Source organism: Nocardia mangyaensis (assembly GCF_001886715.1).
GTDB classification, from domain to species: domain Bacteria; phylum Actinomycetota; class Actinomycetes; order Mycobacteriales; family Mycobacteriaceae; genus Nocardia; species Nocardia mangyaensis.
In genome coordinates this window covers 2072422-2088203 of record NZ_CP018082.1, presented here as the reverse complement: position 1 = coordinate 2088203, position 15782 = coordinate 2072422, and the positions used below count along the sequence as shown (strand labels likewise).

The 15782-nt window shown below is 70.4% G+C and carries 11 protein-coding genes; 5 read left to right on the top strand and 6 right to left on the bottom strand.

The genetic code is table 11. The features are described 5' to 3' along the window. The first annotated feature begins 50 nt into the window (after positions 1-50). Both glgX and treY read left to right on the top strand, forming a co-directional pair. Positions 51-2171 (top strand): glycogen debranching protein GlgX, encoded by a 2121-nt coding sequence (glgX, locus tag BOX37_RS09420; RefSeq protein WP_071927313.1) that lies wholly within the window; start codon positions 51-53, stop codon positions 2169-2171. Positions 2172-2179: 8 nt separating this feature from the next. Then, the gene (gene treY, locus BOX37_RS09415; protein ID WP_206045793.1) at positions 2180-4600 is read left to right on the top strand and encodes a malto-oligosyltrehalose synthase; all 2421 of its coding nucleotides are present in this window, start codon (positions 2180-2182) and stop codon (positions 4598-4600) included. A gap of 174 nt (positions 4601-4774) precedes the next feature. On the opposite strand, the gene BOX37_RS09410 is transcribed toward treY, so the two are convergent. After that, positions 4775-5197 (bottom strand): hypothetical protein, encoded by a 423-nt coding sequence (locus BOX37_RS09410; protein ID WP_071927312.1) that lies wholly within the window; start codon positions 5195-5197, stop codon positions 4775-4777. Positions 5198-5233: 36 nt separating this feature from the next. Further along, positions 5234-5587, bottom strand: a complete 354-nt coding sequence (locus BOX37_RS09405) for a nuclear transport factor 2 family protein (RefSeq protein WP_071927311.1) — start codon at positions 5585-5587, stop codon at positions 5234-5236. A 156-nt stretch (positions 5588-5743) separates the two neighbouring features. On the opposite strand from BOX37_RS09405, the gene BOX37_RS09400 reads away from it, so the two are divergent. Continuing rightward, positions 5744-8449, top strand: coding sequence for an AAA family ATPase (locus BOX37_RS09400; protein ID WP_071931327.1), 2706 nt, complete (start codon positions 5744-5746; stop codon positions 8447-8449). Between the two features lies 1 nt (position 8450). On the opposite strand, the gene BOX37_RS09395 is transcribed toward BOX37_RS09400, so the two are convergent. After that, entirely contained in the window at positions 8451-8669 is a 219-nt protein-coding gene (locus BOX37_RS09395; RefSeq protein ID WP_071927310.1) for a hypothetical protein, read from the bottom strand. Between the two features lie 97 nt (positions 8670-8766). On the opposite strand from BOX37_RS09395, the gene BOX37_RS09390 reads away from it, so the two are divergent. Beyond that, the gene (locus tag BOX37_RS09390) at positions 8767-9201 is read left to right on the top strand and encodes a nitroreductase family deazaflavin-dependent oxidoreductase (protein WP_071931326.1); all 435 of its coding nucleotides are present in this window, start codon (positions 8767-8769) and stop codon (positions 9199-9201) included. 128 nt (positions 9202-9329) lie between these two features. After that, the gene (gene ilvA / locus BOX37_RS09385) at positions 9330-10673 is read left to right on the top strand and encodes a threonine ammonia-lyase IlvA (protein WP_420811618.1); all 1344 of its coding nucleotides are present in this window, start codon (positions 9330-9332) and stop codon (positions 10671-10673) included. 4 nt (positions 10674-10677) lie between these two features. Here ilvA and BOX37_RS09380 read toward each other — a convergent pair whose 3' ends face one another. The 3 genes from BOX37_RS09380 to BOX37_RS09370 form a co-directional block, all read right to left on the bottom strand. Then, a complete protein-coding gene (locus BOX37_RS09380) occupies positions 10678-11931 on the bottom strand; it encodes a serine hydrolase domain-containing protein (RefSeq protein ID WP_071927308.1) in 1254 nt (417 codons plus the stop codon). 76 nt (positions 11932-12007) lie between these two features. Continuing rightward, on the bottom strand, positions 12008-13759 hold the full coding sequence (gene treZ, locus BOX37_RS09375; protein WP_071927307.1) for a malto-oligosyltrehalose trehalohydrolase: 1752 nt from the start codon (positions 13757-13759) through the stop codon (positions 12008-12010). 125 nt (positions 13760-13884) lie between these two features. After that, the gene (locus BOX37_RS09370) at positions 13885-15780 is read right to left on the bottom strand and encodes a hypothetical protein (protein WP_084759512.1); all 1896 of its coding nucleotides are present in this window, start codon (positions 15778-15780) and stop codon (positions 13885-13887) included. Positions 15781-15782: the final 2 nt, after the last annotated feature.

Genomic DNA, 15782 nt, shown 5'->3' with positions numbered 1-15782 from the left:
CCATCGCGCACCCCGCGCGGTCGGCGCCGGGATTCCACTACTGTCGTAGCATGTCGAGCCCGAACGACCGATCCGGTGAGGTGACCCCACTGGGAGTGTGGCCGGGAACGGCATATCCACTCGGCGCCACCTATGACGGCGCAGGCACGAACTTCTCGGTGTTCTCCGAAGTCGCCACCAAGGTCGAGCTGTGCCTGATCGCCAAGGACGGTAGCCAGACGCGTGTCGATCTCGACGAGGTCGACGGCTATGTGTGGCACGCCTATCTGCCCGCCGTCACACCCGGCCAGCGCTACGGGTTCCGCGTCCACGGGCCCTACGAGCCAGAGCTGGGGTTGCGCTGCGATCCCAGCAAACTGCTGCTCGACCCGTACGGCAAGGCCTTCGACGGCGAGTTCGTCAACGATCCCTCGCTCTACACCTACGGGCTGGATTCACTGGGCCACACCATGACCGGGGTGGTGATCAACCCGTTCTTCGACTGGGGCGCCGACCGTCCGCCGAACACGCCCTATCACGAGACGGTGATCTACGAGGCGCACGTCAAGGGCATGACGATGACGCATCCCGACATCCCGGAGGAACTGCGCGGCACCTACGCGGGGCTGGCGCATCCGGCGATCATCGGGCACCTGAAGAGTCTGGGCGTGACCGCGATCGAGCTGATGCCGGTGCACCAGTTCTTCCACGATCACGTGCTCACCGACCAGGGACTGCGCAATTACTGGGGCTACAACAGCATCGGCTATCTGGCCCCGCACAATCAGTACTCGGCCCGGCCGCGCGGTGACGCGGCGGTCGCGGAGTTCAAGGCGCTGGTGCGCGCGATGCACGCCGAGGGCATCGAGGTGATCCTCGATGTGGTCTACAACCACACCGGCGAGGGCAATCACCGCGGGCCGACGCTGAGCCTGCGCGGGATCGACAATGCCGCCTACTACCGGGTCGACGACACCGATCCCGAGCTCTACAAGGACTACACCGGCACCGGCAACAGCCTCAATGTGCGGCATCCGCACACCTTGCAGCTGATCATGGACTCGCTGCGCTACTGGATCCTGGACATGCACGTCGACGGGTTCCGCTTCGACCTCGCCGCCACCCTGGCCCGCGAATTGCACGATGTGGACCGGCTTTCGGCGTTCTTCGACCTGGTGCACCAGGACCCGGTGGTGAGCCAGGTCAAGCTCATCGCCGAACCGTGGGATGTGGGTGAGGGCGGCTATCAGGTCGGCAACTTCCCGAGCTTGTGGACCGAGTGGAACGGCAAGTACCGCGACACCGTGCGTGACTACTGGCGCGGGGAACCGGCCACTCTCGGCGAGTTCGCCTCCCGGCTCACCGGGTCCTCGGATCTGTACGAGTCCACCGGTCGACGGCCCGGCGCCAGCATCAACTTCGTCACCGCGCACGACGGTTTCACGCTGCGAGACCTGGTGTCCTACAACGAGAAACACAACGACGCCAACGGCGAGGACAATCGCGACGGCGAGAGTCACAACCGGTCGTGGAACTGCGGGATCGAGGGCCCGACCGACGATCCGGCGATCCTCGCGCTGCGGGCCCGCCAGCAGCGCAATCTGCTGGCCACGCTGATCCTGAGCCAGGGCACGCCGATGCTCGCGCACGGTGACGAGATCGGGCGCACCCAGCTCGGCAACAACAATGTGTACTGCCAGGATTCGCCGCTGTCGTGGATGGACTGGACACTGGCGCAGACCAATGCCGAGCTGCTCGAGTTCACCCGCTCGGTGATCGCCCTGCGCACCGAGCATCCGATTTTCCGGCGCCGCCGCTTCCTCGCTCCCGGTCCGGGCGACGGGAAAGGTCAACGGCGCGAGATCGCCTGGTTCACCCCGGCGGGCGCGGAGATGACCACCGACGACTGGCACTGCGGCTTCGGCAAGTCCCTGGCCGTGCTGCTCGACGGCGACGGTATCGCCGAACCGGGACCGCGCGGCGAACGTATCACCGACGACTCGTTCCTGCTGTGCTTCAATGCGCACGACGAAGCGATCGATTTCGTGTTGCCGGGGCCCGAGTTCGGGGCCGAGTGGACGCTGGCCCTGGATTGCTCGACCCCGACCGGCGCGGCCGAGGCGGTCCACGCCGCGTCCGCGCCGCTGCCCGTGCCGAGCCGCTGCCTGCTCGTATTACGCCGAACCGCCTAGCCGAGACGATGACCGAGACCTACGTAACCGACCCGCTGACTCTGCTGCATCGCGCGCCGATCCGGCCCAGCACGGTGCGCAGCACCTATCGACTGCAGCTGCGCCCCGACGCCCTCACCTTCGGCGACGCGCGCGCCATCGCCGAATACCTGCAGCAACTCGGTATCTCGCACCTGTACCTGTCGCCGATCCTGACCGCGACGCACGGCTCGACGCACGGCTACGACGTCACCGATCCGACCACGGTCTCGGCCGCGCTCGGCGGCCCGACCGGGCTCAAGGCGCTCTCGGACGAGGTGCGCAGTCGGGGTATGGGGTTGATCGTCGACCTGGTGCCCAATCATGTCGGTGTGGCCGATCCGCGGCAGAACCCGTGGTGGTGGGATGTGCTGCGCAATGGTCAGAAGTCCACCTACGCGAAGTATTTCGATATCGACTGGAGCCCCGGTAACGGTGCGGGCGGGCGGCTGGCGTTGCCGGTGCTGCAGAGCGAGAACGATCCGGCGGCGCTGACCGTCGACCGGTCCGGCCCCGAACCCATGCTGGCGCTGCACGATCTGCGGTTCCCGATCGCGCCCGGCACCGACGGTGACAACGCGCTGCGCATCCATGATCGCCAGCACTACCGGCTGGTGAGCTGGAAGGCGGGCGTGTGCACCTATCGCCGGTTCTTCGCGGTGAGCAGCCTGGCCGCGATCCGACAGGAGGAGCCGGAGGTGTTCGAGGCCACCCACCGGGAGCTGGCGGCCTGGTGCGAGCACGACCTCATCGACGGCGTCCGGGTCGACCATCCCGACGGCCTGGCCCATCCCAGCGCGTATCTGACCCGGCTGCGCAGGCTGATCGGCCCGCAGCGGCTGCTGCTGGTGGAGAAGATCCTGGCCAATCGCGAGCCGCTGGACGCGACGTTGCCGGTCGACGGCACCACCGGCTACGACGCGCTCGCCGATGTCGGTGGGGTGCTGATCGATCCGGCGGGCGAGGCCGCGATGACCGAACTGTCCCAGCACGTCGCCGGGCACGGCAGCGACCGGGCCTGGTTCGGCGAGACCGAGCACCGGATCAAACGCGCGGTCGCGGAAACCATTCTGGCGCCGGAGATCCGGCGGCTGGTCGCGGCGATCAAGCGCGACGGCAACGCCGGTAGTTTTGACACCCTGGCGGTGAGCAACGCGACGATCGAGGTGCTGGCGTTCATGCCGGTCTACCGGGTGGACTACGCGCCGCTGGCCGGGATCACCGCCGCGGTGGTCGCGGAGGTGGAGAAGCGCAATGCCGAACTGACCGCGCCGCTGTCGGTGCTGGTGACCGCGCTGTCGGTGGGTGGCGAGGCGGCGACCCGGTTCTCGCAGGTGTGTGGCGCGATCACCGCGAAGTCGGTCGAGGACACCATGTTCTATCAGGGCGCGCGGCTGGTGTCGCTGCAGGAGGTGGGTGGCAATCCGGCGCGATTCGGCCACTCCGTCAACGACTTCCACCTCTCCAACAGCGAGCGCTCGCAGCGCTGGCCCGCCACCATGACGACCATCTCCACCCACGACACCAAGCGCGGCGAGGACGTGCGGGCGCGGATCGGGGTGCTCTCGCAGGTGGCCGAGACCTGGTCGCAGCGGGTGCGGGGCTGGCTGGAGATCAGCCCGGCGCCGGACGGGGCGACGGCGCTGTTCCTGTTGCAGAACATGTTCGGGGTCTGGCCCGCGGACGGTCGACCGGCCTCGTCGGTGCCGGGGCTGCGGGATCGGCTGCATCTGTTCGCGGAGAAGTCGATTCGGGAGGCGGGCACCAAGACCTCGTGGGAGGAGCCCGACGCGGAATTCGAGTCGGCGGTGCACGGCTGGCTCGACACCGTGATCGACGGGCCGGTCGGCACCGGCATCGGCGATCTGGCGCACGAATTGGCGCCACACGCCTGGTCGGACGCGGTGGCGCAGAAGTTGTTGCAGCTGTGCGGGCCCGGTGTCCCTGACCTCTATCAGGGCACCGAACTGTGGGAAGACTCCCTCGTCGACCCGGACAATCGACGGCCGGTGAACTTCGCCGTCCGCGCCGGAATGCTCCAGTCACTCACCGACACACCGACACTGGACACCACCGGCGCGGCGAAGATGTGGGTGGTCGCCTACGCGCTGTGGTTGCGGCGAGAGCGCCCGGAGTGCTTCGTCGGCGGGATGTATCGACCGCTGTACGCCGCCGGTGAGCACGCGCACCGGCTCGTCGCCTTCGGACGTGGACCGGCGGGCGAGGAGCCGGAGGTGATCGTGGCGGCGACCAGGCACTCGGTGGGGCTCGCGGCCACCGGCTGGCTCGACACCACACTGCCACTGCCGGAAGGCAATTGGACCGATCGGCTGACGGGCAGTTCGTTCGCGGGAAACGCCAGGCTCGACAAGCTGTTCACCCGACTGCCGGTCGCGCTGCTCGTGCGCTGAACAGGGTGGAGATCACCACCGCGACAGCGCATCCTGACCGTGACCGCTGCTGGTCGAGCCACGCAGCAACGGCGTGGCAGTCACCAGCGGGGAGCGGCGAGGTCTCGCAGACTCGTCGACACAGCACGAACGCGGGGCCACGATCTGTGGCCCCGCGTGGGTCGCGACAGGTGTTCAGCGGGTGCGGCGCAGGCCCAGGTACTGCAGGGCCGCGAATCCGCCGACGGTGATCGCCTGCAGCACCGCCCACACCGAGCCGACCGTGGTGAGGCCGAGGATGCCGGTCGCCACCGCCACCAGGCTGGCGAGCACCCAGGCGAGATTGCCGATCGCGACCGCGGCGACTGCCGTGCGGTTGATGGTCGCGGGACGGCCGACGAGCGCGACGGCGAGGCCGTACGCGGTCAGGAACGCGCCGATCGCGAGGCCGATCGTGGCGTCCAGACCGAGCAGGCGTTCCAGTGGCTGGGCCAGGACCAGGTAGGCGAGGCCGTTGGCCCCGGTGACGACGGCGTCGAGGCGCAACGAGACGCGCAGCAGGTTCTCGCCGGAGGCGAGCAGGGCGGACAGGCGGGACGGGGCGGTGGCGGCGGTCATGGCGAATCTCCTGGGGTGTGAGGGGTGTGGTGCGGGTCAGGCGCTGGGGACCTGGTCGAGGAACCCGTAGACGTTGTCGATGCGGCCGTCGGTCAGCGTCGCGACATCGAAGCCGAGCACGACCGCGTCGCCGTCGGCGGGACCGAGGCCCCAGGTGAAACGCACCTGGTCGTGGTGGCCGTCGACCGGGCCCGCGAGGTGGAAGGTCCACTCGGGGAACTGGGCCTGCACGCCGGCGATGGCGGCATCGAGCTCGGCGTGCCCGGCCGCGGCGACCAGCGGGTCGACGTAGCAGGCGGTCGGGGTGAAGAGCTCGGCGATCGCGGCGCGGCGCGCGGCGGCGTCGCGGGTGTTCCACGCTTCCAGGTACTGTGCGACGACGGTGTCCATCTCGGCCTCCAAAACATACTGTGAGCTGGTATTTCGCGGTTTGTTACTGCGATGACACCTACGCTATGGGGCGAGGGGGTAGGTCGAATCAGTCGCCTATAGGTACTTTTCGGAGGCGACTACTGTCGGCATCGGTACGCCGATACGGTGGTGGTCATGCTGCACGGACGCGAAACCGAACAGGCCAGGATCGATGACCTGATCACGGGCGCGCGTGCCGGGCGCAGCGGGGCACTGGTGCTGCGCGGCGAGCCCGGGATCGGCAAGTCCGCGCTGCTGGATTACGCAGCGGCGCAGGGCATTCCGACAGTGCGCAGCGCCGGCATCGAGTCCGAGGCCGAATTGCCGTTCGCGGCGTTGCACCTGCTGGTGCGGCCGGGAATGGAATTGGTGCGGCAGTTGCCGCCGCGCCAGCGTGACGCGCTGGAGGCCGCGTTCGGCCTGGGCGACGGCACCCCGGCCGACCGGATGCTGATCGGCCTCGCGGTGCTCACGCTGCTGGCCGAGGAGGCCGCCGAGGGCCCGCTGCTGTGCCTGATCGACGACGCGCACTGGCTCGACCGCGCCACCGCGGAGGCCCTGCTGTTCGCCGCGCGCAGGCTCGACGCGGAGGGAGTGGTGATGCTGTTCGCGACCCGCCCCGGCCCCGACGACTTCCCCGCACCAGGCCTGGCCGAACTCGCGCTGTCCGGGCTGCGTCCCGACGCGGCCGCGGCCTTGCTCGACGCGGGCGGCGCGAATCTCTCACCGACCGCCCGCTATCGACTGCTCACCGAATCCGGCGGCAATCCCCTTGCCCTGCTGGAACTTCCGTCGGTGATCGGCGCGGGCGCGGACGGGAATCCGCTGCCGTTGACTCAGCGACTCCAGTTGGCCTTTCACGGGCGGGTCGCCCGGCTGCCCGCCGCTACCAGGACGGTACTGCTGGTGGCCGCGGCGGCAGGCGCCGAGGACCTGGCGCCGGTGCTGCGCGCCGCCGCGAGCTTCGGCGCCGGGCTGGCCGATCTGCAACCGGCACAGGACGCGGGTCTGGTCGGCACCGACGGTCAGGTGCTGACCTGGCGTCATCCGCTGCTGCGCGCGGCGGTCTACCAGGGTTCGCCGCTCACCGAGCGCCTCGCCGCGCACCGCGCACTGGCCGACGCGCTCGACGACGCCGACGCGGCCGATCTGCGTGCCTGGCATCTGGCCTGTGCCGCAACGGGTCCCGACGAGCAGGCCGCTGACGCGCTGGAGCGCTCGGCCGCACGGGCCCGGCGCCGCAACGGCTTCCACGGCGCGGTCGCCGCCTACGACCGCGCGGCGGCGCTGAGCGTCGACGTGCCGGCCCGGACCCGGCGACTCGTCCTCGCGGCCGAGATCGCGACCGAGGCCGGACTCACCGAGCAGGCCGCCCGCCTGGCCGACCGCGCCGCCGCCCAACCTGTCGGCGACACCTTCGAGTCCCGCTTGCAGCTGGTCCGCGCCCAGGCCGAATTCGCCAGAGGCACCACCGGTTCGGCACATCGCCGGCTGATGGCAGCAGCCATCACCGCACGCGCGGACGACCCGAGCGCGGCCGCCCGCATTCTCAGTCGAGCGGTACACACAGCCTGGTATCTCGGTCCCACCGAGCTCGACGAGGTGGCCGAGGTGCTCGCCACGCTGAGGCTCGACGAGAACGACCCGATCACCCCGATCATGCGTTACCTGACCACCGCCGTCGCCGGGCGGCGCGCGATCGCCCCGGGCACAGCCGACAGCCGTGAGGTGGACCTGCTCACAACGGCGCGACAGGCGCGGGCCGCTGGGGCGGACAGCCCGGCCGATCTGGTGCAGCTGTGTGGTAGCGGGCTGGTGGTCGGTCAGGACGAGCAAGTCGGTGAGCTCGCCGAGGACCTGCTCGGCGAGGCGCGGGAGCAGGGGCGAATCGCCTTGCTCGCGCCGCTGCTGTTCTTTCGGTCCGAGGCCCAGCTCTTCGGCGGCGTACCGGGCGAGAGCCGGGTCGGGGCGGAGGAAGGGGTGCGGATCGCCGCCGACATCGGTCAGGCCCACTGGGTCAGTCAGCTCAGCGCGTTCCTCGCCTACCTCGCCGCGCTGCGAGGCGACGAGGAGTCCTGCCGGGTACACGCCGAGCGGGCGGTGGACGAGGAGTTCGGCGGTGCGGGATCGGTCGGTGCCTCGTGGGCGCACGCGGCGCGGGCGATGGCCGCGCTCGGCACGGGCCGGCTGGAGCAGGCGCACGCTGAGTTCGACCAGCTGAGCATCGAGCCCGCGCGTCATCAGGTGGTCGGGTTGCGCACGCTGGTCGACCGGATCGAGGTGGCGGTGCGGCTCGGTGCGTTCGACCGGGCCAGGGAGGCGCTCGAACGGCTCACCGACTGGTCCGAACAAGCCGGTCAGGCGTGGATCGCGGCGCTGGTGGCCCGCGGCCGGGCGCTGCTGGCCGACGGAGCGTCCGCCGAAGCGCACTTCGCGGCGGCGCTCACCGCGAACCGCCCGTTCGACGAGGCCCGCACCCGGCTGCTCTACGGCGAATGGCTGCGCCGCGACAAACGCAAGGTGGATGCCCGAACCCAGCTGGAACAGGCGCTGGAGGTGTTCGATCGGCTCGACGCCCAACCGTGGAGCGCTCGCGCACGGGCGGAACTGGGGGCACTGGGCGTGGGTGTGGACGCGGCGACCGGCTCGGGCGCGCTGAGTGCGCTCACCCCGCAGGAATCACAGATCGTGCGACTGGCCGCGCAGGGCCTGTCGAACCGGGAGATCGCCGCGCGACTGTTCCTGAGTCACCGCACGGTCGGGCACCACCTGTACAAGGCGTATCCGAAGCTGGGCGTGGTCTCGCGAGCAGAATTGAGCGCGCTCGACCTCGCGCCGTGAGTCAGTCGCCGGTGCGGTGCGCGCGGGTGGCGCCGATGATCCAGCGCACCGCGGCGACCGCGGCGCCGACCAGCACGGCGGTCTGCGCCGAACCGACGACGAGCAGCAGCAGGGCACCGACCACGAGCCCGGCGACCAGCGCCTCGAGCTTGTAGACCGGCCAAGCGCTGCCCGCGATGTCGACCGTCGCGGATGCTGCCGATGGGGTGACCACTGCCATGCACACAGGATAGGCGCACATCAGAGTTCGGTCCACCGAACTCTTCGTCGGGATGCCTGTCGGGAACATCACCCCCCGACGGTTCGTTGTGCAGGTCATGCCATTGACAGGAGAGTACGCACCGAGCACTTCCGATTGGGCACGCGAACAGGCCGAAGCCTATGAGAGCTCCGGCGGGGTCGAGGCCACGTCCTTGCAGGGCAAGCCGGTCATCCTGCTCACCACCAAGGGCGCCAAGACCGGAAAACTGCGCAAGACACCGCTCATGCGGGTCGAGCACGACGGAGAGTACGCCGTCGTCGCCTCGCTGGGCGGCGCGCCGAAGCATCCGGTCTGGTACCACAACATCGTCGCCGAGCCGCACGTGGAACTGCGCGACGGCGTCGTCAGCAAGGACTACACCGCGCGCGAGGTCTTCGGCGAGGAGAAGGCCCTGTGGTGGGACCGCGCCGTGCAGGTGTGGCCCGACTACGCGGAGTACCAGAAGAAGACCGATCGCCAGATCCCGGTCTTCGTCCTCACCCCCCGCTGACCACCGCGCGACCCGGACCCCGCCCGCCGTGGCCGAGCAGGCCCGGCGGGTATTCGGGCGCGGGCGAGCTGAGCGGGAGCACCTGCTGGCCCCTTCGGACGCCTCGGTAGCATATTCGGGTGTCCCCCATCGCTGACGTCGCCGAAGTGTCCGTAACCCGTCCGCCGCTGACCGCGGACGAGATCGACGCCGCCGCCAAGCGAATTTCCGACATCATCGAGCCGACTCCGCTGCAGTACAGCCCGCGGTTGTCGGCCGGCACCGGCGCGCAGGTGTACCTCAAGCGCGAAGACCTCACCGCCGTGCGCTCCTACAAGCTGCGCGGCGCCTACAACCTGATGGTCCAGCTCACCCCCACCGAGCGGGCGGCGGGGGTGGTGGCGGCCAGCGCGGGCAATCACGCCCAGGGCGTGGCCTTCGCCTGCCGGGCGATGGGTGTGCGCGGGCGCATCTACGTGCCGACCACCACTCCCAAGCAGAAGCGCGACCGCATCCGCGTCCACGGCGGTGAGTTCGTCGAACTGATCGCCGTCGGCGAGACCTACGACGCGGCCGCCGCGGCCGCCGCCGACGACGTCGCCCGCACCGGCGCCACCATGGTGCCGCCGTTCGACGACCCGCGCACCGCCGCGGGCCAGGGCACCATCGCCGCGGAATTCCTCGAGCAGCTGGGCACCGCGCCCGATCTGGTGATCGTGCCGGTGGGCGGCGGCGGTTGCCTGGCCGGAATCGGCACCTACCTGCGCGAACGCGCGCCGCGGGCCGGGCTGCTCGGCGTCGAGCCCGCGGGCGCGGGATCGATGACGGCCGCACTGGTGGCCGGTGCGCCGGTGACGCTGCCCGAGATCGACCCGTTCGTCGACGGCGCCGCCGTGCGCCGGATCGGTGACCTGCCCTACCGGGCGGCGGCCTCCTTCGGCGGCCGGGTGGTCTCGCATGCCTCGCTGCCGTTGCTGATCGCCGCCGAGATCCCCACCGGCACCGCGTCTTTCCGGATGATGCAGGTCGACGAGGGTGCCATCTGCACCGCGATGCTCGACCTGTACCAGAACGAGGGCATCATCGCCGAGCCCGCGGGCGCGCTGGCCACCGCGGCGCTGGCCGAGATCGACATCGAGCCGGGCGCCACGGTGGTGGTGCTGGTCTCCGGCGGCAACAACGATGTGTCGCGCTACGGCGAGATCATCGAGCGCTCACTGGTGCATCGCGGGCTCAAGCACTACTTCCTGGTCGACTTCCCGCAGGAACCCGGCGCGCTGCGCCGCTTCCTCGACGACGTCCTCGGCCCCGACGACGACATCACCATGTTCGAGTACGTCAAGCGCAACAACCGGGAGACCGGGGCGGCCCTGGTCGGCATCGAACTCGGCGCCACCGACGACCTCGCCTCGCTGCTGCACCGCATCGAGGAGTCCCCGATCCAGGCCGAGCGCCTGGAACCGGGTTCCCCGGCCTACCGCTACCTGACCTGACCCGCTACGCGGCGGCCGCGCGGTCGATCCTCGTCCCGCGGCTGCGGCCGGCGCGCACACCTGAGAGCACCAGCGGCAACAACCAGCCCATGGCGATCTGGTCGTAGGCGAGCAGGCTCTGGTCGAGGCGGTTGTGGACGAAGGCCACCGACAGCCCCGACTGGGGGTCGACCCAGCCGAACGAACCCCCGAGTCCGATGTGCCCGAACGCGTTGCGCGCACCGACGGCGGGCATCGAGTGGTATCCGAGGTGCCACATCATCGGCAGGTAGAACAGCGCGTGGTCGGGGCGGTAGGTCTGCACCCGGCGGATCGCGCGATGCGTGCCCGGTTGCAGGAACGGCTGCCCGTCGAGGGTGACGCCGTCGGCCAGCGCGGCGTACATCCTCGCCAATCCGGCGGCGGTGGCGACGCCGTTGCCCGCGGGCATCTGGGAGTTCAGGATCGCCGGGTCGTCACCGTCGAGGATGCCGCCGAGGCCGGGCACGAACAGACAGCGGGCGGCCGCGCCCAGCGGGCCGGGGATCCGGTAGCCGATCCGGCCGAGGAACCCGGCGGCGATCGGGTGGGCGACCACGCTGAGATGGGCGCCGGACAGTCGGGCGTACTCGGTCGCCGAGCCCGCGGCGGGCCTGCCGAGGTGGATGCCGTCGATGCCGAGCGGATCGGTGACCTCGGCGCGGATCAGCTCGCCCATGTCGCGGCCGGTGACGGCCCTGGCCAGCCCGGCGAGCAACCAGCCGTAGGTGAGGGCGTGATAGGCGGGCACGCCGAGCAGACCGTCGGGGCGGGCCGTCGCCAGCCGGTCCTCCATCAGCTCGTGATCGAGGGATTCGGCGGCGGTGGTGGCGACCGCGGACAGCGAGGACAGCCCGGATCGGTGGGTGAGCACGTCGGCGACGGTGATCGCGCCCTTGCCGTGCGCGGCGAAGCGCGGCCAGTACTCGGCCACGGGCGCGCGGTAGTCGAGCAGGCCGCGATCGGCGAGGCGGTGGATCACGGTGGCGGTGACGCCCTTGGTCGCCGAGAAGACGATGGCGCCGGTCTCGGCGGTCCAGGGTTTCTCGCCCGCGCTGCCGGTCCACAGATGCGCCAGCGGTTCGCCGTGCCGATAGATCGCGAGGGCGCCGCCCGCATCGCGGCGATGGCCGATCAGGGCGGCGAAGGCGCGCGCCAAGGGGCCGAAGCCGGCCGGGGCGAATCCGCCGACACCGGCCGGTAGGGCAGCGGTGTCCTGCCCATAAGCGTCGTTGCTCATCGCCTAACCGTACGGTCGTTCGGTCGCCTGGGCAACGATCTGCGCCCATCCGTGGCCGAGCCGTGCTGTGCCGTCATCACTCGGTGACCACGGTGCCCGCGCCGTCGCCTTCCTCCAGTACCGCGAAACTGTGCCCCGAAACGAGAGTTCCCGCACCGGATTCGGTGGCGGGTGCCCAGGCCAGCAGGACGCGGCCGTGCACCGGGATCACCGCCTCGTCCTCGGACAGGTTGCACACCACCGAGATCCGGCCGCGACGCAGGACGAACCAGCGTCGCGCCTCGTCGTAGTCGGCCCAGACCCGTTCCAGCCATGGGTCGGTGAACTCCGGACGCGATCGGCGCAGGGCCAGCAGGGCGCGATAGCAGGCCAGCAGGCGAGCGTGCGGTTCACGGCGGGGCTCGGTCCAGTCGAGCTTGGATCGGGTGAAGGTGGCGGGGTCCTGCGGGTCGGGGACCTCGTCGCTGGACCAGCCGTGCTCGGCGAACTCCGCACGGCGACCGGTCGCGGTGGCGGCGGCGATATCCGGGTCGGTGTGCGAGGTGAAGAACTGGAACGGCGTGCGGGCGCCCCACTCCTCCCCCATGAAAAGCATCGGCGTGCTCGACGAGAGCAGGACCAGCGCGGCTTTCACGGCGAGCTGGCCGGGAGTGAGGTATTCGCCGGGGCGGTCGCCGACGGCACGATTGCCGATCTGGTCGTGGTTGCAGGTGTAGCCGAGCAGGGCGCTGCCGGGGATCAGGTCACGCGGAATCGGCGTGCCGTGGGTGCGGCCGCGGAAGCTCGAGTAGGTGGCGGCGTGGAAGAACCCGTGGGTGAGGGTCTGTTCCAGGCAGGCCAGGGAGCCGAAATCGGCGTAGTAGCCCTGGCGTTCGCCGGAGACAGCGGTGTGGACGGCGTGGTGCAGGTCGTCGTTCCACTGGCCGGTCAGACCGTAGCCGCCTGCCGCGCGGGGCGTGATCAGGCGGGGATCGTTGAGGTCGCTTTCGGCGATGAGGGTCAGCGGATGGCCCAGATGTGCTGCCAGGGCGGTGGTTTCGATGGCGAGCTCTTCGAGCAGATGGGTCGCGGTGCGGTCGACGAGGGCGTGCACGGCATCGAGTCGCAGTGCGTCGATGTGGAATTCACGCAGCCAGCGCAGGGCGTTGTCGATGATGTGTCGGCGCACCGCGTCCGAGCCGGGGCCGTCCAGGTTGAGACTCTGACCCCAGGTGTTGCGGCCGCTGGTGAGGTAGGGGCCGAAGCGGGGCAGGTAGTTGCCGGAGGGACCGAGGTGGTTGTAGACGACGTCGAGGCAGACCGCGAGGCCGCGGGCGTGGCAGGCGTCGACGAAGCGTTGCAGGCCGTCGGGACCGCCGTAGGTCTCCTGCACCGCGTACCAGAGCACCCCGTCGTAGCCCCAGTTGTGGGTGCCGTCGAAGGCGTTCACCGGCATGAGCTCGACCATCGTGACGCCGAGCGCGACGAGATGGTCGAGGCGCTCGATCGCGGCGTCGAAGGTGCCCTCGAGGGTGAAGGTGCCGATGTGCAGCTCGTAGAACACCGAGCCCGCCAGCTGTCTGCCGGTCCAGTCGTGGTCGGTCCACGCGGTCGGATCGAGGTCGTGGACAGCCGAGGGCGCGTGCACGCCGTCGGGTTGTCTGGCCGAGCGCGGGTCGGGCAGGACGGTCGGATCGTCATCGACGAGGAAGCCGTATCTGGCACCCTGACCTGCCTCGACCCGGACCGACCACCATCCGCCACCGTTGCGCCGCATCGGTCGCGCCACCCCGTCCAGTTGCAGCCGCACCGCTCCCGCCGTAGGCGCCCACACCCGAAACTGCCTCATCAGCCCAGCATCGCACGCGCCGCACCGACCTGCTCGACAACGATCGCCCGCTGGTCGCGGAGGCCGCGATGACGACTGCGCCGGACCAGTCGGCGTCGTGGGGTGTGGCGACGTCGCCCTGCCGACTACCGGTCATATCCCACGACGCCGACCGGACCGGCGCCGACACACAACGACTGCTGCGGATCGACGGTCCTGACTCGCAGGGCGGTGCCGCCGCCGAGCAGGCGGACATAGACGGTCCCGAGCCCGGCGCGCACCTCGGCGACCGTTTCGGCGTCGCCCTCGAAGGACACCGCGATCTGTCCGTCGCGTTCGGCGAAGTAGTTGATCTGGGCTGTCCAGTCGCGGATCTGCATGGGGCCGTCGAGCGGGAGGGTGGTGGGCTCGCGGACGCGGTGACCGCACTCCGGTTCCGGGCCTTCGACGATCGCCCGGTTCCACCACACCTGTGCCTCGACGATCGCGCCGTCGTCGGTGATCATCCGCAGGCGCGAGGTCGACTGGGCGAAGGTGGTCGGGGTGGCGATCGGCGCGAGGACGTGATCGGTCATGTTCAGCGGGAAGGCCAACGGGTTCAGCACATTCCAGGGCACCTCCTGGGGCAGCAGTGGCGCATCGGCGGCCCCGGGCAGGGCAGCCTGGACGCCGGTGATGTAGGTGCGCGCGGGGCTGGGTTCCCACGATCGGGTGAAGGTGATCGTGGAGTAGACGCTGCTGCCGAGGAACAGCACCGCCACCGCCAGTCCGGCGAACCGCCGCGCGCCGGTCCGGCCTCCGACTCCTGTTCGACCGCCATCGGCGCGTTCGTGAGTCGACGAATCATGTTGTCCGACATTACCTTTCGCGGCAGCGGCGCTCGATCGCGGTGGTGCCAGCAGCAGAATCGCGAAGGCGATCGTGGCGACCACCGCGAAATCGGCGAAATAGCGCAGGGATTGGAGCAGCAGGGCGGCGGTGCCAGGGCCGTCGCGCAGCACGACGATGGGGGCGATCGTCAGCACCGCGTGGCCGATGACGAACATCCACGCCCCGACGGCACGGGAACGGGAACGGGAGCGAATCGTCCACGCCACCAGCGCGATCAGCAGTACCCAGCACAGCATGACGGCCACGCCGGGCGGGTCGGCCCACGGGGTGGCCGGTTGCCAGCGTTCCCACCGCCAAGGGCCGCCGAACACGCCGGGGACCAGCCCGTCCGACAGTGCGCGGCGCAGCAACGCACCGGGGTCTTCGGGGCCGGACAGGCCACGGGGCCGTTGCACGACGGACAGGAAGTACGCCGCCCAGGCCAGCAGGACCGCCCCGCAGGCCGTCCACAGGGCGGCGCCGCGGCGGGCCACCTCGCGGGCCGACGAGCCGGTCACGTGCGCCACCAGCACGGCGGTCACGAACGCGACCGGCAGCACCACCACCGATTTCTCGAAGCACAGCAACGCCACCGCGAACACCGCCGCACCCGACACCGCGTACCGGCGCCGCCCGGTGCGGGCGAGCAGCACCGCGTCGGCGCTGACCCAGGCGAGGGCGATCTGCAGGGGTAGCGCGTTCACCGCCGCCGCCCACCAGGCGAACGCGGGCACCGTCAGCGGGACGAACAGGAAGAAGAGCAGCGGTCCGAGCAGTCGCGCGCGTACCCCGAGCAGCACGATGAGCAGCCGCAGGACCGCGAGCGAGGCGAGCAGTTGCATCGCCACCAGCACGACCACCGCCGCTGTCCAGTTCAGCGGCGCCACCGCCGTGACCAGCCAGGTCAGCACGAAGGCCAAGGGCATCACATGCCCGTCGTGACTGGTCAGCAGCAGTTCGGTCGACCACAGTGGATGGGTCGCGACCTGGCCGATCAGGATGAAATCGTCCCAGTAGAAGAACCCGGATCCGGCGACCCAGCCGCGCAGGACCAGCTGCGCGAGGATCGCCACCGCGGCAGCCAGCAGCACCGCTCGTCCCGAAACCGGCGGGCGTCTCGACGGCGCGGGGATCCGGGAGGTCGGTGGCGAGTCGAGGGGTGGCGCGGACATCA